Annotated in this window: 22 protein-coding genes; 14 read left to right on the forward strand and 8 right to left on the reverse strand. The window is 63.4% G+C overall.

The annotated features are described in order from the left end of the window. Nucleotides 1–28 precede the first annotated feature (28 nt). From AC1DUU_RS05040 to AC1DUU_RS05065, 6 genes are all read left to right on the forward strand, one after another. Entirely contained in the window at nucleotides 29–328 is a 300-nt protein-coding gene (locus AC1DUU_RS05040) for a hypothetical protein (protein WP_476782324.1), read from the forward strand. A 72-nt stretch (nucleotides 329–400) separates the two neighbouring features. Continuing rightward, nucleotides 401–649, forward strand: a complete 249-nt coding sequence (locus AC1DUU_RS05045; RefSeq protein ID WP_476782325.1) for a hypothetical protein — start codon at nucleotides 401–403, stop codon at nucleotides 647–649. Nucleotides 650–685: 36 nt separating this feature from the next. After that, nucleotides 686–886, forward strand: coding sequence for a hypothetical protein (locus tag AC1DUU_RS05050; RefSeq protein ID WP_476782326.1), 201 nt, complete (start codon nucleotides 686–688; stop codon nucleotides 884–886). 115 nt (nucleotides 887–1,001) lie between these two features. Continuing rightward, nucleotides 1,002–3,209 carry a transglycosylase domain-containing protein gene (locus AC1DUU_RS05055; RefSeq protein WP_476782327.1) on the forward strand — a complete coding sequence of 736 codons (2,208 nt, stop codon included), beginning with the start codon at nucleotides 1,002–1,004 and terminating at the stop codon, nucleotides 3,207–3,209. A 77-nt stretch (nucleotides 3,210–3,286) separates the two neighbouring features. Then, a complete protein-coding gene (locus tag AC1DUU_RS05060) occupies nucleotides 3,287–3,802 on the forward strand; it encodes a MarR family winged helix-turn-helix transcriptional regulator (protein WP_476782328.1) in 516 nt (171 codons plus the stop codon). A gap of 91 nt (nucleotides 3,803–3,893) precedes the next feature. Then, nucleotides 3,894–4,241, forward strand: coding sequence for a DUF6616 family protein (locus tag AC1DUU_RS05065; protein ID WP_476782329.1), 348 nt, complete (start codon nucleotides 3,894–3,896; stop codon nucleotides 4,239–4,241). 15 nt (nucleotides 4,242–4,256) lie between these two features. On the opposite strand, the gene ybaL is transcribed toward AC1DUU_RS05065, so the two are convergent. Then, nucleotides 4,257–6,053, reverse strand: a complete 1,797-nt coding sequence (gene ybaL, locus AC1DUU_RS05070; protein ID WP_476782330.1) for a YbaL family putative K(+) efflux transporter — start codon at nucleotides 6,051–6,053, stop codon at nucleotides 4,257–4,259. Nucleotides 6,054–6,247: 194 nt separating this feature from the next. Then, entirely contained in the window at nucleotides 6,248–6,697 is a 450-nt protein-coding gene (locus AC1DUU_RS05075; protein ID WP_476782331.1) for a baeRF12 domain-containing protein, read from the reverse strand. A gap of 417 nt (nucleotides 6,698–7,114) precedes the next feature. Here AC1DUU_RS05075 and cysG point away from each other — a divergent pair, with 417 nt between their 5' ends. The 5 genes from cysG to AC1DUU_RS05100 are packed head-to-tail and all read left to right on the forward strand — an operon-like array spanning nucleotide 7,115 to nucleotide 11,848. Further along, a complete protein-coding gene (gene cysG / locus AC1DUU_RS05080) occupies nucleotides 7,115–8,566 on the forward strand; it encodes a siroheme synthase CysG (protein WP_476782332.1) in 1,452 nt (483 codons plus the stop codon). Next, nucleotides 8,563–8,868 carry a DUF2849 domain-containing protein gene (locus AC1DUU_RS05085; RefSeq protein ID WP_476782333.1) on the forward strand — a complete coding sequence of 102 codons (306 nt, stop codon included), beginning with the start codon at nucleotides 8,563–8,565 and terminating at the stop codon, nucleotides 8,866–8,868. Before cysG ends, AC1DUU_RS05085 begins: the two co-directional genes overlap by 4 nt. Nucleotides 8,869–8,888: 20 nt before the next feature. Further along, nucleotides 8,889–10,559, forward strand: a complete 1,671-nt coding sequence (locus AC1DUU_RS05090) for a nitrite/sulfite reductase (RefSeq protein WP_476782334.1) — start codon at nucleotides 8,889–8,891, stop codon at nucleotides 10,557–10,559. Further along, nucleotides 10,534–11,292, forward strand: a complete 759-nt coding sequence (locus AC1DUU_RS05095) for a phosphoadenylyl-sulfate reductase (protein ID WP_476782335.1) — start codon at nucleotides 10,534–10,536, stop codon at nucleotides 11,290–11,292. Before AC1DUU_RS05090 ends, AC1DUU_RS05095 begins: the two co-directional genes overlap by 26 nt. 10 nt (nucleotides 11,293–11,302) lie before the next feature. Further along, nucleotides 11,303–11,848, forward strand: a complete 546-nt coding sequence (locus AC1DUU_RS05100) for a DUF934 domain-containing protein (RefSeq protein ID WP_476782336.1) — start codon at nucleotides 11,303–11,305, stop codon at nucleotides 11,846–11,848. Between the two features lie 26 nt (nucleotides 11,849–11,874). Here the strand turns inward: AC1DUU_RS05100 and AC1DUU_RS05105 are convergent, their stop codons facing one another. Continuing rightward, nucleotides 11,875–12,105: a hypothetical protein gene (locus tag AC1DUU_RS05105; RefSeq protein WP_476782337.1), complete on the reverse strand. Its 231-nt coding sequence runs from the start codon at nucleotides 12,103–12,105 to the stop codon at nucleotides 11,875–11,877. Nucleotides 12,106–12,298: 193 nt separating this feature from the next. Between AC1DUU_RS05105 and grpE the strand changes: the two genes are divergently transcribed. From grpE to AC1DUU_RS05120, 3 genes are all read left to right on the forward strand, one after another. Next, on the forward strand, nucleotides 12,299–12,976 hold the full coding sequence (grpE, locus tag AC1DUU_RS05110; RefSeq protein WP_476782344.1) for a nucleotide exchange factor GrpE: 678 nt from the start codon (nucleotides 12,299–12,301) through the stop codon (nucleotides 12,974–12,976). 113 nt (nucleotides 12,977–13,089) lie between these two features. After that, nucleotides 13,090–13,722, forward strand: a complete 633-nt coding sequence (locus AC1DUU_RS05115) for a trimeric intracellular cation channel family protein (protein WP_476782338.1) — start codon at nucleotides 13,090–13,092, stop codon at nucleotides 13,720–13,722. A gap of 69 nt (nucleotides 13,723–13,791) precedes the next feature. Beyond that, on the forward strand, nucleotides 13,792–15,102 hold the full coding sequence (locus tag AC1DUU_RS05120) for an NAD(P)/FAD-dependent oxidoreductase (RefSeq protein ID WP_476782339.1): 1,311 nt from the start codon (nucleotides 13,792–13,794) through the stop codon (nucleotides 15,100–15,102). Between the two features lie 17 nt (nucleotides 15,103–15,119). On the opposite strand, the gene AC1DUU_RS05125 is transcribed toward AC1DUU_RS05120, so the two are convergent. The 5 genes from AC1DUU_RS05125 to AC1DUU_RS05145 all read right to left on the reverse strand — a co-directional run. Further along, complete coding sequence (locus tag AC1DUU_RS05125) at nucleotides 15,120–16,394, reverse strand: alkyl sulfatase dimerization domain-containing protein (RefSeq protein ID WP_476782340.1); 1,275 nt, start codon at nucleotides 16,392–16,394, stop codon at nucleotides 15,120–15,122. 92 nt (nucleotides 16,395–16,486) lie between these two features. Continuing rightward, nucleotides 16,487–16,840: an MmcQ/YjbR family DNA-binding protein gene (locus tag AC1DUU_RS05130; RefSeq protein WP_476782341.1), complete on the reverse strand. Its 354-nt coding sequence runs from the start codon at nucleotides 16,838–16,840 to the stop codon at nucleotides 16,487–16,489. A 4-nt stretch (nucleotides 16,841–16,844) separates the two neighbouring features. Then, on the reverse strand, nucleotides 16,845–17,675 hold the full coding sequence (gene olsB, locus AC1DUU_RS05135; protein WP_476782345.1) for a l-ornithine N(alpha)-acyltransferase: 831 nt from the start codon (nucleotides 17,673–17,675) through the stop codon (nucleotides 16,845–16,847). A 199-nt stretch (nucleotides 17,676–17,874) separates the two neighbouring features. Beyond that, on the reverse strand, nucleotides 17,875–20,166 hold the full coding sequence (locus AC1DUU_RS05140; protein WP_476782342.1) for a PAS domain-containing hybrid sensor histidine kinase/response regulator: 2,292 nt from the start codon (nucleotides 20,164–20,166) through the stop codon (nucleotides 17,875–17,877). A gap of 90 nt (nucleotides 20,167–20,256) precedes the next feature. Next, on the reverse strand, nucleotides 20,257–20,858 hold a 602-nt coding region (locus AC1DUU_RS05145; protein ID WP_476782343.1), incomplete at its 5' end, for an SH3 domain-containing protein.

Below are 20,858 nucleotides of genomic sequence, written 5' to 3' on the forward strand. Positions count from 1 at the left end.
GGGTAATCTAGTGAAAGGATATACCCGAATGGCCACGACCCGTGAAGAAATCCAGACCGACCTCGAAGAACAGGTTTCCCAGCTGACCAAGCAGGTCGCTTCGCTGACCAAGGCGATGTCCAAGCGCAGCACGGCAGCACTTGCCGATACCCGCGAAAGCGCCTCAGAGCTCTATGATGGGTTCTACGAACGTTTTTCCGACGCGATGCCGGCGATGCGCAAGCAGGCGCGTGCAGCTCAAAAGACCGCTCAAGACAATCCGATGACCACTGCGCTCGTGGGCGTTGCCGTTTTCGGTCTGTTGGCGGCTTTGCTGACGCGCCGATGACATTCGCCGCCGCGTGGCTTTACCGGGCCGCGCGGTCGGCTGTTGTTCGCAATCAGATTTGAGGGGAACCGCATGAGCGCCAAATTGCCGATCGCCACCGCACCCAAGGATGGCTCAAAGGTCATGGTCTATTGGRCCGACCGCGACGGCCAGGAAAACGAATCGCTCGCGCAATACCGTTCGCTCACCCGCCTCAAGGCTGCCGGTGGCCAATGGGACGACAGCGACGAGGGCTGGTGGGCCTATGTCGACAGCGACACCCAAAAGCGGATTTCCCCGCACTCCTGGTCCAAGCCTGGTGGCGACGACGAGGAAGAATAGGCGTATCATCTGGTCGCCCTGCCAGGGAGAACCGCCATGGCCGAAAAACCCGACCGAAAAGAGCATGAGTTCATGGTTGCGGCTGTCGAGCCGGCCAAGGACGACACGCTCGACGGCGTTGCGGTGACGCTTGTCGATGCGCGCGGTGGCCGCGTGCGCCTGCATATGGACACCGACATCGCCGAGATACTGCGCGAACGCATCTCGGCTGCTCTCAACAAGACCATTGGGCCGTGAGGCAGTTCGGCCGTAGCCCCACGCTTCTCCACACCGCTTCACTTAATGCCTCCTTAAATCGCCGCATTTAATGTCCAACCGGAACGCCATTGGCATGGGGGCCGGACAGACAGGTATGGCGAACCGAAAAGACAGACGCATCGAGCCCAGCTTCGACAGCCCGCGCAACGATGCGGAAGACGAGGTGTTTTCGGTGCGCGAGGAGGATCGCGTCGTGCCTAGCCGCAAAGCCCCGGCCAAACGCAAATCCTCCAAGACAAGGTCGACGCCGCGCGGCCGGGTCAAGAAGCCCCGCCGTGGCATGTTCGGCATCGTCGGCCGGCTGGTCTACTGGTGCTTCGTGCTCGCCATCTGGGGCGGCATCGCTGCCGCCGGCATCGTTGTCTATTACGGCGCCAAGATGCCGAGCGCCACGACATGGGCGATCCCCGACCGCTCGCCCAACATCAAGATCGTCGGCGTCGACGGCAAGCTGATCGCCAATCGCGGCATGACCGGCGGCGAGGCCGTCGGCCTGCACCAGATGTCGCCTTACATTCCCCAGGCCGTGATCGCGATCGAAGACAAGCGCTTCTATTCGCATTTCGGCTTTGACCCGATTGGCCTTGCGCGCGCCGTGTCGACAAGGTTCCTGCATGGGCGCTTCACCCAGGGCGGCTCGACGCTGACCCAGCAGCTGGCCAAGAACCTGTTTCTGAAGCCTGACCGCACATTGGAGCGCAAGGTGCAGGAAGTGCTGCTGGCGATCTGGCTGGAGCAGAAGCACACCAAGGACCAGATCCTTGAAATGTATCTCAACCGGGTGTTCTTCGGCTCGGGTTCCTACGGCGTGGAAGCGGCCTCGCGGCGCTATTTCGGCAAGTCCTCGCGCGACGTGACGCTTGCCGAGGCAGCGTTGCTCGCAGGCCTGCTCAAGGCGCCGTCCAGGCTATCGCCGGCCCGCGACCCTCAGGCTGCCGGCGACCGCGCCCAACTGGTTCTGGGTGCGATGCGCGACCAGGACATGATCGGCGAAAAGGAACTGGCCAACGCCGTTAACGCGCCAGCGGCTCGTGTCGCCTCGTTCTGGACTGGTTCGGAAAACTACGTCGCCGACCGCGTCATGCAGGAGCTTCCCGAGCTTATCGGCGAGGTCCGTTCCGACATCATCGTCGACACCACGGTCGACATGACGCTGCAGGACCTAGCCGAAAAATCGATCCGGCGCCTGATCGACGAGAACGGCCAGAAGCTCAATGTCAGCCAGGGCGCGCTGGTGTCGATCGACAATTCGGGCGCGGTGCGCGCCATGGTCGGCGGCTACGATTATTCGACCAGCCAGTTCGACCGCGCCTCCGAAGCGCGACGCCAGCCGGGCTCGGCCTTCAAGCCCTTCGTGTACATGGCAGCCGTGGAGCAGGGCCGTACGCCAGACAGCGTGCGCAACGACGCGCCGATCAAGATCGGCAAATGGACCCCGGAAAACTACAATGGCAAATATTTCGGCAAGGTGACGCTGAAGACAGCGCTTGCCAAATCGCTGAACTCTGTTGCCGCCCAGCTCGCCATGGAAGTCGGGCCGAACGCCGTGGTCGAGGCTGCCCATCGCATGGGCATCGAATCCGAGCTGCAGCCCAATGTCTCGATCGCGCTCGGCACATCCGAGGTGACGCCGCTCGAGCTGACGGCGGCGTATGTACCTTTCGCAAATGGCGGTTATCGCCCCGACGTGCACATCATCCGGCGGGTGACCACGACCGACGGCAAGGTGCTGTATGAAAGCACCGCCGGGGGTGGACCGCGTGTCATCAGCCCCGAGGTCGTTGGCATGATGAACGCCATGATGGCCGGGGTGGTCGAGGAGGGCTCGGCCAAGAAGGCTGCCTTCGCCTGGCCGGCCGCCGGCAAGACCGGCACCAGCCAGAATTCGCGCGATGCCTGGTTCGTCGGCTATACCGCGAACCTGACCACCGGCGTGTGGTTCGGCAATGACGACGGCAAGCCGATGAAGAAGGTCACCGGTGGCGCGCTGCCGGCGCTCGCCTGGCACGAATTCATGGTCGCGGCCCATGAGGGCGTGCCGGTGGCGGCATTGCCGGGCTCGTGGACGCCCCAGCCCGCAACGCCCGATGTCGCCATCGAAAATCAGCCTCTCGACGAGAACAGCTTCCCGGCAGCGCCGCAGCCTGTGCAGCAACGCCGGCCGGTCGAGCAGGTCGGTGATGCCGGTGCGCAGGAGCAATCCTCGACTGCCTCCATCCGCCGCCCGGTACCCCCCGGCGATGTCGGTGGTCCGACCCAGCGCCGCGAGACCTCTATTCTGGACGTGCTTTTGGGGAACTAGCCTTTTCGCCTGGCTTGCGCGGATCGCGTTCAAACGGCGATTGACAGTTAATATGGCGCCATACTATATGGCGACGTATGACAATGCTCGAACAGAAACATCTCGCTCTGCTGGACGAGGCCAAGCGCCGGGGCAGGCCTGAGGCTGGCTTGCGGCTGTGCCTGGAAATCCTGGCACTGTCGTCGGCGATCGACCGGGATTGCGCCGCCCGTCTCGCCCCGCACCAGCTGTCCGAGGGCAAGTTCGTGCTTTTATTTCTGCTGCACGATCGCCCAGAAGGGCTGTCGCCGCACGAGCTGGCCGAGCGCGCTGGCGTCACCCGCGCGACGATCACCGGGCTGCTCGACGGGCTCGAACGCGACGGTTTCCTGGCGCGCCATCCGGGCATTGAGGACCGCCGCAAGATCTCGGTGCGCCTGAGCGCCAAGGGGCAGACAGCGGCACGTGACCTGTTCGATGAGCACACCAGATGGATTGCTACGCTGTTTGCCGGCTTCAGCGCCGACGACCGCCAGCTGTTTGGCGATCTGCTTAGCCGTGTCTGGCAAAATCTCGATCCCGCAGCAGCAAAGCCCAGCGCGCCTCCCAGCTGACGCGGCGCCTGCTCCCTAACCCAATTCCCGCGCTTGCAAACGCGGCCGCATCCCGTGGCCGTTGGCAGCGCCTTGTCGAAAGGAAACCAACATGGCGCATTATCTAGCCGAGCTCTACACTCCGAAACCCGCATGGCTGGCACTTGACGCAGCCGGGCGCCAGGCATTCTTCGAAGCCATAGGTGCCGGCATGGCCGCCTTGTCAGCGCTCGGCGTCGAGGCGATTGCCCTGGGTGAAACCGATGCCACCAAGATCCATCCCGCCCCGCATCGTTTCTTCGCCATCTGGCGTTTCCCCGACGATGCAGCACTCGACGCGCTCTTGCAGGGCATCGCCGCGTCCGGCTGGCACGATTATTTCGACACCATCAATGCGGCTGGCTCCGGCACCGATCTGCCCGGCCATCTTGCCCAGCTCGCCGCTAGCAACAGCGCCTGATTGTACCCCAGCCGATCAGGCAGCCGCCGGTGACGGCTTGGGATCGCCGATCGGCGGCGCGTCCGCTGCCAGCACCTGCTCGACGATGCCGCGCGCGATCTCGCGCTCTCCCATGATCACCTTGTCGGCGCCGAGGCCTGTGAGGTGATCGACCTCGGCGTCGGAATGGGCACGCGCGACGATCAGCATCTCCGGATTGGCGGCCTTGGCCTTGAGGATGATCTGGCCCGCCTCGAAGGCATTGGGGATGGCCAGGATCAGCCGCCGGGCGCCAGCGGCATTGGCCGAGGCGAATACCTCCCCCTTGACCGCATTGCCGGACACCGTCTCGATGCCGTCGGCCTTGAGCTTGGCGATCGTCTTGTGGGCATCCTCGATGACTAGGAAGGGCAGGCCGGCCTCCTTCAGAGATTTGCCGACCAGCGAACCGACGCGGCCATAGCCGATCAGAATGGTGTGGTCGGTGAGCTTGGTCGGAGGCGGCGCATCCTCGTCGGCCATGACCGGCACGACTGATGTGGTCGCGACCTCGCCGGGTTCGGTCGCCGGGCCGATCGGCACGGCTTCGACAGCTTCGGCAATGCCGGCGCGCTTTTCGAGCCAGGGCTTCAGGCGCGCTGCACCGGCAAAGGCCAGAGGATTGAGCACGATCGACAGAATCGCGCCGGCCAGGATCAGGTCGCGCCCCTGCTCGGGCAACAGGTCGAGGCTGACGCCGAGGCTGGCGAGCATGAACGAAAACTCGCCTATCTGGGCGAGGCTGGCCGAAATGATGAGCGCGGTTGCGATCGGATAGCCGAAGGCAACGACGATCAGGAAGGCAGCCACCGACTTGCCAATGATGATGATGAACAGCGTGGCAAGGATCGGCCAGGTGTTGCTGAGCAGGCTCGTCGGGTCGAACAGCATGCCGACCGAAACGAAAAACAGCACCGAAAACGCATCGCGCAACGGCAGCGTTTCTTCAGCCGCCTGATGGCTGAGCTCGGATTCGCTCATGACCATGCCGGCGAAGAAGGCGCCGAGTGCCAGCGACACGCCAAACAGTTTCGCGGCCCCGAAGGCCACGCCGAGCGCGATTGCCAGCACCGCCAGGCGGAACAGTTCGCGTGAGCCGGTATGGGCGACGTAGTGCAGCAGCCAGGGAATGACACGGCGGCCGACGACCATCATCAGGACGACAAAGGCGGCAACCTTGGCAAGGGTGATGCCGAGTACGCCCCAAACACCCAAATCGAAGCGAAGGGCGAGAATGTTGGGCGCCTGCGACGCCTGCTGATCGCCGCCGAGGGCGCCGGCAAGCGCGGGCAGCAGCACGAGTGCCAGAACCATCGCCAGATCCTCGACGATGAGCCAGCCGACGGCGATGCGTCCGCGCTCGGTCTCGATCATGCGGCGCTCCTGCAGGGCGCGTAAAAGCACGACCGTGGAGGCGACTGACAGCGCCAGGCCGAACACCAGGCCGGCACCGATCGACCAGCCGAGCATCCAGGCCAGTGCCGCGCCAAGGGCTGTGGCAAAACCGATCTGCACGATCGCGCCGGGCACGGCGATGGCGCGCACCGACAACAGGTCTTTCAGCGAAAAATGCAGGCCAACGCCGAACATCAACAGGATGACGCCGATTTCGGCGAGTTCCAGAGCCAGTTTCTGGTCGGCGACGAAACCGGGCGTGTTCGGCCCGACCAGAACGCCGGCGATCAGATAGCCGACAAGCGGCGGAACCTTGAAGCGATTGGCGAGAGCGCCAAAAATGAATGCCAGCCCCAGACCGGCGACGATGGTTGCGATGAGGGGCGTGTCATGCGGCATTGTCCCGGCGGCACCTTTCGGAAAGTTGGCGATTTGTTGGGGTGCGCGGTGAAAACCGCTGCGTTTCCAATATGGTGGACCCAAGTGCGCATGCGCAACCCTAAGCGGCCAAGAAACTAGGCCGGTGGCCCAAAAAAATGCCGGCAATCGCTGCCGGCACACACCATTGGGTTGCTTGCTACTACTGTGGCGGATCAGGCCGCCATCAGGATCGACTCGATGTCGGAAACGCTGTGATTGGTTAGCGTCTTGGGAAGTTCACCCGAAACCCGCTTGTCGACTTCCTTGTGCAGTTTCTTGCGCAGTTCGCCGAGCACCACAGGTGGCGCGACCAGGACGATCTCGCGAAAATCGCCGGCGTGGGCAAGTTTATAGAGCCGCGCTGCGATCTCGTCGGCGAAGCGCTCCTTGGCGACCCTGTGCCAGTCGGTGTCGTCGACCGCGCTGCGATGGGCCGAGGGACCGTCGCTATAGCGTCCGGGGCGATCGCTGCCTTGTTCGCGCGTCGGTGGGTTTTCCTGTTCCATCTCGCGCACGACTTCGAGGTTTGGATATTTCGTGTCGCCTTGGTTCTTCAGGAACAGCGCCTTTTCGCCATCCGCCACCAGCACCCAGATCCCATGCTTCAGATTGATGTGCGTCATGTCGTGCTCCTTTTTCTGGCGAGGCGTTGTGCCCCGCTTGGGGAACGCGAGGTGACCGCGGATGTTCCGAAAGATCCATGGTGAGACGGCCCGGCTTAATTCTACTAACTTAGTAGAAATTAGAAAAACGAGCCCGGCAGTGTCACTGTGCTCACCTAGTCACCGACAGGGTCAGTTACCCTGCAAGCCTGGCAATTGCGGGAGATTTCAAGGGCTGCGGGCCTTGAGGCGGCAGTGGCGTGCTCACGGGGCGGCGTCGACCGCAAATGACCTTGCGGAGCAGTGCGCGGAATAATTTTCTCTTGCCGCAAAGGCGCGGGCAAAAGCGATTGCATCCCAAGTCGGGGCGCGCGAGTGCGTTTCTTCTGCGGCGCAGCAAGGGCGGCTAAAAATATCGGGTATTCTGGAACCCCTGACATGACGCAAGCCGCCGCCAAGCTGAATGCCTTTCCGATCTTCCTGAAGGTCGAAGGCAAAGTCGTGGCCATCGTCGGCGGTGGCGATGAGGCGCTGGCCAAGGCCCGCCTGCTCAGCCAGTCCAGCGCAGAAATCCGCATCATCGCCGACAATGTCGAGCCGCATCTGCGCGACTGGATCGCGGCCAACGGCGCGACCCGTATCCACGCTGCCTATGAGGCGGCGCTGGTCGAGGGTGCTGTGCTGGTGTTCGGGGCCACCGGTGATGAAGCGCTCGACCATCGCGTCTCCCAGGACGCCCGCCGCCTCGGCATTGCCGTCAACGCTGTCGACCGCCCCGAACTGTGCGACTTCTTCACGCCCGCACTGGTCAACCGTGCGCCCGTCGCGATTGCCATCGGCACCGAAGGAGCGGGGCCGGTTCTTGCCCAGATGATCCGTGCCCGCGTCGACCGCATGTTGTCGCCGCAGCTGGGCGCGCTGGCAACGCTTGGCGCGAGCTTCCGTGACGCCGTCGAGCGCTTGCTGCCCAAAGGCAATGTGCGGCGCAGCTTCTGGCGCGAATTCTTCGAAGGTGCTCCGGCGCGCGCCCTGGACAATGGCCAGCTTGCCGAGGCGCATGACGCGGCGACCGAACTGTTGCTGCAGAACGGCTCCATCAAGGGTCATGTCGCGTTGGTCGGTGCTGGTCCTGGTGCCGAAGACCTGCTGACCCTGCGTGCCCATCGCCTTTTGATGGAAGCCGATGTCATCGTGCATGACGCGCTGGTGCCCGAGGCGGTGATTTCAATGGGCCGCCGCGACGCCGAGCGGCTGCCGGTCGGCAAGCGCAAGGGTTGCCATTCCAAGACGCAAAGCGAGATCAATGATCTGCTCGTCGAACTGGCGCTGGCCGGCAAGCGCGTGGTGCGTCTCAAGTCGGGCGATCCGCTGGTATTCGGCCGCGCCGGCGAAGAGATGCAGGCGATGCGCGACGCTGGTGTCTCCTACGAGGTCGTGCCGGGTGTCACCTCGGCCTTTGCCGCCGCCGCCGATTTCGAGTTGCCGCTGACGTTGCGCGGCGTGACCTCTTCGATGGTCTTCACCACAGGGCACGATCTCAAGGGCGGCTCGCTGCCCGACTGGGCCAAGCTCGCCATTTCAGGTGCGACCGTTGCCGTCTACATGGGCCGCTCGGTCGCCGCCGATGTCGCGGGGCGTCTCATCGATGCCGGGTTGTCGCCCGATACGGCGGTCGCCGTTGTCGAAAACGCCAGCCTGAAAAACCGCCGCCGTTTCCACGGCACGCTTGCCGACCTGCCGTCGCTGGAAGGCCGCAACGACCTCACAGGTCCGGTCATGACCATTATCGGCGACGCGGTTGCGGGTGCCAATTTCGAACTCTCCGAGCCGCTTGCGGCACACAGGCACGAGCAGGCCGCATTCCAGGTGCTCGAAGGAAGCAGGGCATGAAGATCCTTACCGCCAACCGCCTGACCGACGGCGAGGCCGTGTGGTTCGCCGCTGACGGCAGCTGGGCTGTGTCAATCGACGTCGCCGCGACCGTCGACGACAAGGCCGGCGAAGCGCGCCTCGAGGCGATCGGCAAGGCCGCCTACGACAACAACGAGGTGGTCGACGTCAACCTGATCGACGTCAGTGTCGTCGATGGGGCGATCCATCCGCTCAGGCTGCGCGAAGTGATCCGCGCCGCTGGCCCCACCAACCGCCTCGACCTTGGCAAGCAGGCCCGGCCCACAGCCGGCACCGCCTGAAGATAGACCGGAAGACGACCATGTACCGTTACGACGAGTTCGATCATGACTTCGTGAAGGCCCGCGTCGCCGAGTTCAGCGACCAAGTCGAGCGCCGCCTTGCCGGTGAGATCACCGAAGACCAGTTCCGCCCGCTGCGCCTGATGAATGGCGTCTATCTCCAGCTGCACGCCTACATGCTGCGCATCGCGGTGCCCTACGGCACGCTGAGCTCAAAGCAGATGCGCATGCTCGGGCACATCGCCCGCAAATACGACAAGGGTTACGGCCACTTCACCACGCGCCAGAATATCCAGTTCAACTGGCCGGCACTGTCGGATATTCCGGCGATCCTGGCCGATCTCGCCAGCGTCGAGATGCATGCCATCCAGACCTCCGGAAACTGCATCCGCAACGTCACCGCCGATCACTTCGCCGGTGCTGCCGCCGACGAGGCTGCCGATCCGCGCCCCTATGCCGAGATCCTGCGCCAGTGGTCGTCGGTGCACCCAGAGTTTTCGTACCTGCCGCGCAAGTTCAAGATCGCGGTAACAGGTGCCGAGCGCGACCGTGCCGCGATCCAGACCCACGACATCGGCCTGCACCTGAAGAAAAACGACAAGGGCGAGCTCGGTTTCGCCGTCTATATCGGCGGCGGCCAGGGCCGTACGCCCATGGTCGCCAAGAAGATCCGCGACTTCCTGCCGGAAGAGCACCTGCTGTCCTACACCACCGCGATCCTGCGCGTGTACAACCTCTACGGACGCCGCGACAACAAGTACAAGGCGCGCATCAAGATCCTGGTCCACGAAACCGGCGTCGATGAGATCGTTCGCCAGGTCGAGGCCGAATGGCAGGCCCTCAAGGACGGCGAACTCAGGCTGCCCGAGGCCGACGTCGCGGCCATCCAGTCCTATTTCGCCCCGCCGGCGCTGACGCCACGGCCCGAGGGCGACGAGGTGATCAAGCTCGCGCGGCTCGATTCCAAAAGCTTCGGCGAATGGCTCGACCAGAACGTCTTCACCCACCGCAACCCAGACTATGCCGCCGTCACGATCTCGCTCAAGGGCATTGGCGAGGTTCCTGGCGACGCCACCGACAGCCAGATGGAAGCGGTGGCCGACATTGCCGAGGAATACGGCTTCGACGAAATCCGTGTCAGCCACGAGCAGAACCTGATCCTGCCGCATGTCGCGCGCGCCGATCTCAAGGCGGTCTATGACGCGCTGGTGGCTATCGACCTCGCCACCGCCAACTCGAACCTGATCAGCGACATCATCGCCTGCCCGGGCCTCGACTATTGCGCGCTGGCCAATGCCCGCTCGATCCCGGTGGCGCAGGAAATCTCCAATCGTTTCGCCTCGCTCGAGCGCCAGCGCGACATCGGCGAACTGAAGCTCAAGATTTCGGGCTGTATCAACGCCTGCGGCCACCACCATGTCGGGCACATCGGCATCCTGGGCGTCGAGAAGAAGGGCGCGGAGCTTTATCAGGTGACGCTTGGCGGTTCGGCCGACGAGCACACGTCGGTCGGCGAGATCATCGGTCGCGGCTTTGGCCCGGAAGAAATCACCGATGCCATCGAAACGATCGTCGAGACCTATCTTGGAATCAGGCTCGACCGTTCGGAAAAGTTCCTCGACGCTTACCGCCGCGTCGGCCCCGCGCCGTTCAAGGAGGCGCTTTATGCTAGCGAAGCCAAGGCAGCCTGACGCTGAGGCTGAAGCACAGGTTCTGGCCGAGGCCGCATCGCTCGATGCGCTTTACGGGCATCTGACGCCCCTGGAGATCATCGCGCGCGCGGCAACCGAGCGTTTTGTCGGCGAAATCGCCGCCGTTTCGTCATTCGGGGCGGATTCGGCGGTGCTGCTACACATGGTCGCTGAAGTTGACCGCAAGCTGCCGGTGATCTTCCTCGATACCGGCAAGCATTTCGGCGAAACACTCGATTATCGCGACGCTCTGGTCGCCGATTTCGGCCTGACCGACATTCGTATCATCACGCCTGATGAAGCGGCGCTTGCCCGCATCGACCCCACCGGAAATCTGCACAAGACCGACACCGACGCCTGCTGCGATGTGCGCAAGGTCGAGCCGATGGCACGCGGCGTCGAGCCGTTCCGCGCCTGGTTCACCGGCCGCAAGCGGTTCCAGGCGGTAACACGTGCGGCATTGCCGGTGTTCGAGCAGGTCGGCCCGCGCTTCCGCATCAACCCGCTCGCCCGTTGGACGACCGCCGACCTTGCCGAATACATGCGCAAGCACGCGTTGCGCGAGAACCCGCTGGTCGCTTATGGTTATCTGTCGATCGGCTGCTTTCCCTGCACGCAAGCCGTCAAGTCGGGCGAGGATGCCCGTAGCGGACGCTGGGCCGGGCAGGGCAAGACCGAATGCGGCATCCATCTTTCCGACCTCGAACAGTCGCTGACCGACGCATCCCTTTAGGAATTTCCACATGACCGAAGCGACACCGGAGACAAAGATCCGCCTCTGGACATCAGAGGGTTTCCGCGACGACGGCTGGATCCATGCCGAGGACGCGGGCGCTCTTGCCGGCAACAGCCGGGTCATCTTGCCGCTTCAGGCCTTCCTCGATCTTGATCCAGCGCAGCGCAGGGCGGCGAAGGAGCGGCTTGGCGTATCGCTCCAGCCGGGCGATCAGCTTGAGGCGATCGTCGACTTGCTGGATGAGCTGGCGCTGGTTGCCCTGGCCTTTCCGGCCTTCAACGACGGCCGCTCTTTTTCGAAGGCCGAATTGCTACGCAGCCGACATAACTTTGAAGGTGCCGTGAGAGCGACTGGCCAGGTGCTGATCGACCAGCTGCCGCATATGCTGCGTGTAGGTTTCAACGAGTTCGAGGTCTCGCACCCGGTGTTGCTGAAGCGCCTCGAAGCTGGTCAGGCCGGCGGCTTGCCACTGTACTACCAGCCGACCGCCAAGCCAGCCGAGCAGCCTTCCGAAGGCGGGAAATATTCCTGGCGCCGCGCCTCGGGCGTTTGAGCGCTGCGCACGAACGCGCGAACGCTCTAGATTCTGTTTAGCATTTTGGGAAGAGACTGCTTCCGTTCGGCCGCGTCCAGCCTTTCGAGCAGGCGGCGGAGCTTCTTGGGCAGTACTTCATCGGCCCGGAATGCGGGCAGGGCTTCCAGCGCGCGCACATTGCTGTCCGAGGTGAGCTGGCGCCTGATATTGGTCGCCAGCTTGGCTGCGGTCTTGTTGGTGCGTATGCTTGGCATGACAAAAGGCCTGTTCTTCATCGGGAGAACTCCTGCCAGATGCAAATGGTTCCCACATTGACGGCCCCGCCATGGCAATGGTCAGCTTGTGTGGTAAAATTTGAATTAACATTGAATTTTCGAGGCTTGCCGGCCCCGGGCCAAAAGGGCCGCGAGGCGCGGCATCCGGTCCCCATGTGGCCGTTGCCCCTTGATTTTTGGCACCCAAACCTCGATATCGGGCGCAACTTCCAACGTATCCGAACAACGGGAAATGGCGATGAGCGACCAGGCAAAAGACGAACGCGCGCCCGACGAGACGGCGGCTGCCGAGGCCCAGGCCGAAAAGATCGAGGGCGCTGTCGATGGCGATTATGAAGCGGTCGTGCGACTGCTGAAAGAAAACGAAGAACTCAAGGACCGCGCGCTGCGCACGGTTGCCGAGATGGAGAACCTGCGCCGCCGCACCGCGCGTGACGTGCAGGATGCCCGCGCCTATTCGGTGGCCAATTTCGCCCGCGACATGCTTTCGGTGTCGGACAATCTGCGCCGCGCCATCGAAGCGGTTTCCGACGAGGCCAAGGCTGCTGGCGGTGACGGGTTGGCAAGCCTCATCGAAGGCGTCGAGGTGACCGAGCGTGCGATGCTCACGGCTCTGGAACGCCATGGCGTGCGCAAGCTCGACCCTCAGGGTGAGAAGTTCGACCCTAATTTCCATCAGGCGATGTTCGAGGTGCCGAACCCCGACGTGCCGGCCAACACAGTCGTGCAGGTCATGCAATCCGGCTACACCATCGGTGACCGCGTCCTGCGTCCGGCCATGGTCGGCGTCGCCAAGGGCGGCCCCAAGCATGTCTCCGAGGCTCCGGCCGAGCCCGGCCCGGTCAACGAACAGGCCGAGAAGGACGCGTGAGGAATTAGCGAATAGGGAGTAGCGAATAGGGAATTGGCGGATAATGTAGCTGCAAAGCTGGGGTCCGCTATGTTCTTTCCCTGTTCGCTACTCACTATTCCCTACTCGCTCACATGAATCCGCTGCTCTACCTCGACTATGCCGGCGTGGCGGTGTTTGCCGCCACAGGCGCGCTTGCGGCCTCGCGCAAGGAACTCGACATTATCGGGTTCTTGTTCCTGGCAAGCTTTACCGGCATCGGCGGCGGCACCGTGCGTGACGTCATTCTTGGCCTGCCAGTGTTTTGGGTGGTCAACCCGGCCTATATCCTGGTTTGTGTCGCGGTGGCCTGGGTCGTCTTCTTCACCGCCCATCTCGTTGAATCCCGCTACAAGCTTTTGCTCTGGCTCGATGCGCTCGGTATGTCGGCTTATGCCGCCATAGGTGCTGCCAAGGGGTGGGAAGCCACCGGTTCGCCGACTGTCGCCATCGTCATGGGGCTTTTGACGGCGACCTTCGGCGGCATCCTGCGCGACCTGCTTGCCGGGGAGCCGTCGGTGCTGCTCAAGCCTGAAATCTAYGTCTCGGCGGCAATGGTGGGGGCCGGCATCTACACGCTCGCCGTAATCGCTGAACTGCCGCCGCAGGCATCTGCGCTTGTCGCCTTTGTCGCCGCCTTCATGATACGCGGCGGGGCGCTGAAATTCGGCTGGACCTTTCCCGCGTACCGCAGTCGTCCCGGCCGAAATCCTGAGGATATACCGTGAGGATCAGTGCCGTGGCTCGCTTTTGAAGCTTGGCTTTCGCATGCGCCAAACCAGCAGAGGACAACCTCCATGCAACAGCGAATAGTGGTCGTGGGCGCAGGTTTTGGCGGTCTGGAGGTCGTTAAGGGTCTGGCCGGCGCACCGGTCAGCATCACCTTGATCGACAGGCGCAATCACCACCTCTTTCAGCCATTGCTTTATCAGGTTGCCACGGCCTCGCTGGCCACATCCGAGATCGCCTGGCCGATCCGCTCGCTCGTATGGGACAGGCCGGAGGTTGCGACCGTCCTGGCAAGTGTGACGGGTGTCGATGCGCAACGTCGCCACGTGCTGCTCGAAGATGGCGCAACCGTGCCATATGACAGTCTGGTGCTGGCGACCGGAGCCCGGCATGGCTATTTCGGTCACGACGAGTGGGAGCCATATGCGCTCGGCTTGAAGACGCTGGAGGATGCCACCACGATCCGGCGACGTATCCTGCTGGCATTTGAACGAGCCGAGCGGGAGACCGATCCTGACAAGCAAGCTGCCCTTTTGACCTTCGTCATCGTTGGCGCTGGTCCCACCGGGGTGGAACTCGCCGGGACGATCGCCGAGTTGGCGATGGACACGTTGCGGCGCGAATTCCGCCACATCGATACGGGCAGGGCACGGGTCGTGCTGATTGAAGCAGGCCAGCGCGTCTTGGGCGGATATCCCGACGACCTGTCCGACTATGCGCTGCGCTCGCTCCGCAAGCTTGGCGTCGAGGTCGAGCTTGGACGCGCGGTCTCCGACTGCACCGCCGACAGTGTCGCTTATGGCGACGTCAGGCTTGCGACCAGGACGATCATCTGGGCGGCCGGCGTGCRCGCGTCACCGGCCGCCGAGTGGCTGCGCGCTCCGGCAGACCGGGTCGGCCGTCTCAAGGTGATGCCCGACCTGACGGTGCCTGGTCACCCCGAGATATTTGCCATCGGCGACACTGTGACGGTGAACGGACCGGACGGAAAGCCAGCGCCAGGGATTGCACCCGCTGCCAAGCAGGAAGGTAGGCATGTCGCCGCCACCATCAAGGCGCGGTTGCGCGGTGACACCAAGCCCCAGCCGTTCCACTACCGCCACCAGGGCAGCCTCGCCCAAATTGGCAAGCGCCGCGCGGTCATCGATTTTGGGCGGATCAAACTGCGCGGTGCTTTGGCGTGGTGGCTGTGGGGCATCGCCCACATCTACTTCCTCATAGGCTCGCGGGCCCGGCTCAGTGTCGCCATCAACTGGCTTTGGATTCACGCCCGCAACCAGCGCAGCGCGCGGCTGATCACACAAGGCGAAGCACGAATCGAATCGTCCGAGATTTCGGCCGGTCCGGACGCCACCAAGGCCAACCTGCCGCAGAAGTAGCGATCGGGCGCCGTGCTTCAGCCAGATGTGCCAACCCGCGCCTTGGCGTCGCGCTGGTAGACGGCAAAGATCGCCTTGCCAATCAACGACGTTTCCGCCTCCACACAGCGGGCATAGACGTTCGCACGGATTTGCTGGATCTCCTGATCCTCAGGCGATGCCGTGGCGGCGAATTCGATCAGATGTGCCGCGAGCCGTGTCTCGCCACCTTCGGCGAGCAGAGCCGCGCGTTCGGCAAGTTTCTGCGCTCCGCCGGCAAGTGACGCGATCTCGGCCCCCAAATCGGCCGCCGGTGCGGGCTTCAGATGGGCGGGGTTTCCATCGAACCACCCGGCATAGAGGTGCCAGATATTGCGGACCACGAACTCCGGGTCATCGTATCTTGGCAGCAGATAGGGCTTGGCAAGCAGGTCTTTGGGCGCGGAAACGGCGTGGAGGATTTCATCCAGCGAGCGTCCACCGTTCATCAGATTGAGGGTCTGCGACGTCAGGCTTTCCAGCACCGAGGCGCCGTCATTCAGGATCTGATTGGCCCGTGAGGAGCCTGCGACCACAGGGCCGTGGCCGGGGACAAGCACGTCCGGCTCCAGGGCCTGCATGCGGCGCAACGCCGACGCCCAGTCCAGCGCAAAGCGCTGGACCTTGCGTGGATTGCCGGCATTGGGAAACACCCAGATGACGAAATCACCGCTCACCAGGATGCGCTGTTCCGGCGCCCATACAAAGGTCGCGTCATCGGTTTCGCCGCGGCCGTGGAACAGTTCAAGCCGCAGTCCGCCAATCGTCAGGCTGAGATTGTCGTCATAAACCTCGTCGGGACGGCGATGGTCGCYGGGGAATGTGTAGCCCGGCTGGTTGAATTGGCGGCCCATCACAATGCTGTTCAGGTCATGAGTCGCATCGTAGCGCTTGAAGCGCTCCAGCACATTGCGGTGCGCGATGATGCGTGGGCGCGATGTCCCTTTCGCATCTGCCTCCTGGTCCAGGAGCCGCGCGCCCCAGGTGTGGTCGATATGCCCATGCGTGTAGATGACGGTATGAACCGGGGCATCGTCCCATTTGCGCAATATGGCGAGCGTCTGGCTGGCGGTTTCGCGACTGCCGCTATCGACCAGCACCAAGCCATCGGCGGTGCGACATGCGGTTGTGTTTCCAAAGAGGTAGCCGGTGTGGATGGCGATCGCATTGTCCGCGATCTGCCTCGCGGAACCGCCCGACACAGCCGCACTCCACTCGTCCATCGCAGCTTCACCATTCCAGAGGCGCTCGAAGAGTTCGTCTTTCGCAATCACATTTGCCTCCTTTGGTCTGCACAGCACCTCTCATGCCCTGAGTCGGGTGCGAATGGCTGCTGCGTACCGAAATTCATGCCGAACAGAGGCGTCTAGGCCCTGCTTTCCCACGCCTTCGCCAGGCTTTTCGGTGCCCGCATTAGCCAAGCGCGTTCGAGCCGGGTCCGGAGCTGGTCGAGCGGAATCTCGTGAATGCGCACCAGCATGGCCGGCCAGCCCTTGTAATGGGCCGTCTCGAAATAGAGCTGCGGATCGGCCTCCATCAGCATCTCTTTTTCTTCAAGCGGGCACATGACAACGACCGTGTCGGCATCCTTGACGCGGCAGAGGAGTTTCTTGCGGAGCTGAAGCGACGGGGTGCCGTAGGAGGTGCCTTCGACGACCTCGGGCAGGCCTTCGGCTGCTGCGTATAGCTTGTCGAAGGCGCTGGAGAGATCGTCGGCCACTTCTCTAAGCGGCGAAGCGCTGCGCTTCCCCGCCGTAATAATTGATGTAGCGGGCGCCGATTTCCTTGACCGGCATGACGATGAAGACGTCGGTCGTGCCGAAGTCGTGGTCGATGACGCAGCCGTCGCCGATCTTGGCGCCGACGCGCAGATAGCCCTTGACCAGAGGCGGCATGGCGGCGATCGCCGCCTTGGCGTTGATCGCTTCGATCGGCATCAGATCCATGGCGCAGTAGCGCGACGCGACAGCGCGGACATCCCAGTCGGCGCTGGTGCGGCAATGATGGGCAAGATAGGTTAGCGCCTCGGCATGTGCCGCCGGCACCGTGCCGTGGAACGAGGCGCAGCCGGTCATGACGTCGATGTCGTAGCGGTTGAGATAGGCCCAGATGCCTTGCCACAGCGCTTCGATGGTTCGCTTGGAGCGGTATTCGGGTAGCACGCAGGAGCGGCCGAGCTCAAGAAAGCGCTGGCCGGGATGGCGTGCGATGAGCTTGTTCAGCTCGAATTCGTCGTCGGAATAAAACCCGCCGGCCTCGGTCGCGCGCTCCTGGCGCAGCAGCCGGTAGGTGCCGACGATGCGGCGATGCTCGGGGCCGTTGATCGAGGTGTCGAAGACCAGCAGGTGGTCACAAACGTCGTCAAAGCGGTCGGAGTCGCGACGTTCGATCGAGTGCGCCGCCTGCTTGCGGGCGCCGAGTTCGTCGAAGAACACGCGGTAGCGAACTTCCTGCGCGGCAGCGATCTCGGATTCGTCTCGGGCGAGGCGAACTTCCAATGTACCGATCCGTCCGAGCGGCGTTCCTGGGAGTAAAGGTTTGGAAGGCACTGTCACCTTGGCGCCGTTGGCTTTCTGAGTGTCACTGTCCGGCAAGGCTGTATGCACGGGTGATTCTCCTTCGAGCCATCCCTCCTGGCGCGGGGATACGGTGTCGGTGCTACAGGATTGTGACAGTATCGTGATCGACCCGCGCGGGCAAGACTGCGAGGGCAAGCAACGGCGCCTAGCCGGCTAGGGAAATCGACAGAACTGGTCAGGCAGCGGCGCGCTGTTCGACAAGATTTATCAGAACGTCCGGGTCCAACGGCTTGGTGATAAAGCCGCTGGCACCATGGGCGAGCACCGCATGGCGGGTCTTTTCCTGGCTGTCGGCCGACAAGACCATGATCGGCAGGGCGGAAAGCCCATGTTGCTCTTCGTGCCTGCGAATGGCCGAAATCGCGTCCAATCCGTCCATTACGGGCATATGCAGGTCCATCAGCACGACGTCGTAGCGGCGTTTGCGCGCTCCTCCCGTCACCGCCTCGACGGCGGCCTTGCCGTTGTTGACGACATCGACCCGGTGTCCTGCCTTGAGCAGCACCGCGCGGGCGAGCATGGCATTGATGTCGTTGTCCTCGGCGATCAGCACCGACAGGCCAAGCAGGTGTGAATTAGCCGCAGGCTTGGCGACGGTGCGGTTGTTTAAGGGCTGCGCTTGCCCCGCAACGACGCCCTGATTCGCCAGCAACACCCGCAGCAAGGTCTCGCCGCGCACCGGCCGGGCGAGGAAGGTCGCGTAGCCACTGGCGCGCAATTCGCCCAGAAGGCCCCGGTCGTTCGGGGCGATCAGCGTCACCGCTTCGCTTGCGGCAAAACCATTCTCGCGCAAGTTCCGGAGCATGCGGCCGTCATTTTCTTCCATTGCCGCATCGATGAGGAGGGCGTTGCAGCCGGCGGCATAACCTTGCGCCTGCTCGGGCGTGACAGCGATGTCGGCGCTGCCGCCATGGGCGCGGACGGTCTCGGCGATCGCTTCGGCTTCCGTGGTGTTCCTGGACAGGATCACCACATGGCGGCCGGCAAGCATATCGACGCTGGCTTGTGCGTCTTCGGTGGCGCCGAAGGCGGGCAGATCGAAGGAGAACTCCGAACCTTCGCCCGAAATGCTCTTGGCCGATATCGTGCCGCCCATCGAGGTCACGAGGCGCTTGGAGATGGCAAGCCCGAGGCCAGCACCACCATGCGAGCGGGTCGATGTGCCATCGRCTTGTTCGAATTCTTCGAAGATGCGCTCCATGTCCTCGGCGCGCAGGCCCGATCCGGTATCGGCTACGGTGAAGCGGATCTTGTCGGGATGCTCGTCGCGGATGCGCTCGACGCTAAGCATGATGCCACCGGCATCGGTGAATTTTATGGCGTTTCCAATCAGGTTGAGCAGCACCTGGCGCACGCGGCCCGGATCGGCGGATATCATTTGGGGCACGTTGAGCGCGACATGGCAGCCTAGGCCGATGCCCTTGCCGAATGCGCGCGAGGCCAGAAGCTCGACCACATTGTCAGCGATCTCGCGCGGCGACATCGGCTGCGGTTCGGGATCGAAGCGTCCTGCCTCGATTTTCGAATAGTCGAGCAGGTCCTCGATCAGCGCCAAAAGTGCGCTCGCCGACGTCGAGATCGCACCGACATAGGTGCGTTGCTCGGGCGACAGCTCGGTGTCGTGCAAGAGCTTTGCCATGCCCATGATGCCGTTCATCGGCGTGCGGATTTCGTGGCTTACAGTGGCCAGGAAACGCGATTTTGCCTGGCTCGCATATTCGGCGCGCTCGCGTGCGCCGATGAGCGCGGTTTCGGCGCGCTTGCGGGCGGTGATGTCGCGGGCGATCGCCCGATGCGACACGGCGTCGCTGGTCTTGTCACGTACCGAAAGCTCGGTCCAGGAAAACCAGCGCACCACGCCGTTCGAACGGATTCCGACATCGGTGGAGCTCAGGCATTCGCCATCGGCGAAGGCTGCGTCTGGAACGATGCCGACATCGACGCCGAGTTCCTGCAAGGTGCGGCCGGCGAGGTCACGCTGGTCCTGGCCGATGAGTCCGGCAAATACCTTGTTGGCATAGACGATGCGGCCGTCGCGATCGCGGTGCACGACAAGGTCGCCAAGTGCGTCGATGAGGCCGCGGAAGCGCTCTTCGCTTTCCTGCAGCTCCCACATCCGGTCGGCCAGAGTCTCGATCTCGGCGCGACTGCGTGAAGCGCTTTCGGTGATCGCTTCGGCGGCGCGCTCGCGCTCGCCGAGGCTGCGCGACAGCAGCACCATTCCGGTGAAGGCGGCGGCAAACAGGCCGATGCTGATGAAGGCGGGCGCCCCGGTCAGGTGGGCGAGACCGGCAAGCACCATGATGGCAATCAGGGTGGCGAAGTACAGGCCGCGCGGCGGCTCCTTCGGCAAATGCGGTTCGAGCTGCGGCGATGTGATGATGCGGCGACGCGACAGCGTGTCGGCGTCGGCCATGGCCACGCCTTGCGTCGTATTTGCTTCCGCTGTGCCGGACTCCGTCATCATGGCGGAAACCTAGCACTGAGAGCTTAGGGAAGATTTGGGCGGATTGATCGAATTTTAGCGGTCGCCGTATTCCGGCCGCCGCGTCAGTCGCTACTGGACGTAGCTCTTGAAGACGTAGCCGCGCTTGCCGTTGAAAACGATTTCACACCATTGAGTGCACGAAACCAGTTCGACAGAGGTTTTGGCGGGGATGACGCCCAAAACCTGACCACCTTTTTGCGGTGTGGCGCGCATGTTCACCGAGCGCTTGATCTTGACCTCGCGGCCGCCCTGGCTCGGTTCGCTGGCGGGCTTGACCTCGGCTTCCATCGCATCGACGGCAGCGGTTTCAGACGGATCGGGCTTGGTCTCTGCGAGCGCGAGCGGTGCTGTCTCGTCAGGGTCTTGGGCGATGATGTTTTCGGCACCTGGAATGGCGGGCATCGCTTCGAGCGGCCGGTTCGCTGCTGCAGCCACGACCTGCGCCCAGCGCGGATCCGCTGCGAGCGGCATGTCGGTCGCCGCTTCAGATGCCGACGCCTCGGAAACCAGGATCGAAGTGCGCGTTGTGGCGACCCGTTCCTTGCGGCCGGTCGGTTCGGCGGCGATGGCAGTGATCTTTTCTTTCGCCGGCTGGGTTGCGGCCTGCTCGGCTTCTTGCACTGCGTTGACCGAGTGCTGGCCCATATGCGGTAGGATGAAGAGAGCTGAAA

Source organism: Aminobacter sp. P4_H6_2 (assembly GCF_056400805.1).